1 protein-coding gene is annotated in these 819 nt (G+C 75.8%); it reads left to right on the top strand.

Annotated features, from left to right (window positions below; all coding sequences use genetic code 11):
- Positions 1-819 (top strand): methylmalonyl Co-A mutase-associated GTPase MeaB (meaB, locus tag AC2W7G_RS17525; protein WP_485869561.1); only part of this gene is annotated, 819 nt, incomplete at both ends.

Here is an 819-nt window from a genome sequence, read left to right as displayed (position 1 = left end):
CAGCTGCGCGAGGTCACGCGCCGCGCTCGCGCCGCACGCCGGGGGTGCCCACGTCGTGGGCATCACCGGCGCGCCCGGCGTCGGCAAGTCGACCACCACGTCCGCCCTCGTGTCCGCCTTCCGGCGCACGGGGGCGCGCGTCGGCGTGCTGGCCGTCGACCCGTCGTCGCCGTTCACCGGGGGAGCCCTGCTCGGCGACCGCGTGCGCATGGGCGACCACGCCACCGACGACGGCGTCTACATCCGGTCGATGGCCACGCGCGGACACCTCGGCGGGCTGTCGTGGGCCACCCCGCAGGCCGTGCGGGTGCTGGACGCGGCCGGCTGCGACGTCGTGCTCGTCGAGACCGTCGGCGTCGGGCAGTCCGAGATCGACATCGTCTCGTCGGCCGACACGTCGGTCGTGCTCATGGCGCCGGGCATGGGCGACGGCATCCAGGCGGCCAAGGCCGGCATCCTGGAGATCGGCGACGTGTTCGTGGTCAACAAGGCCGACCGCGACGGCGCGCAGACCACGCGGCGCGAGCTGCGCTCGATGCTCTCGCTGGGCCAGCGCCGCGACGAGGCCTGGAAGCCGCCGGTGCTCATGACCGTCGCGTCCGAGGGCGAGGGCGTCGAGGAGGTCGTGGAGGCGGTGCGCGCGCACCACGCGTCGTTGCGCGAGTCCGGGGAGCTCGTGCGCCGCCGCACCGAGCGCGCACGGCGCGAGGTCGAGGCGATCGCCCTGGTCGAGGTGCAGCGCCGGCTCGGGTCTGTCGGCGAGGACGACGCCCTCGGCGGGCTCGCGACGACGTCGTGGCCGGGCGCCGCGACCCGTAC

The organism is Aeromicrobium sp. PFPM2_SD2 (assembly GCF_057364525.1).
This window is presented reverse-complemented; position numbering and strand designations above follow the sequence as displayed.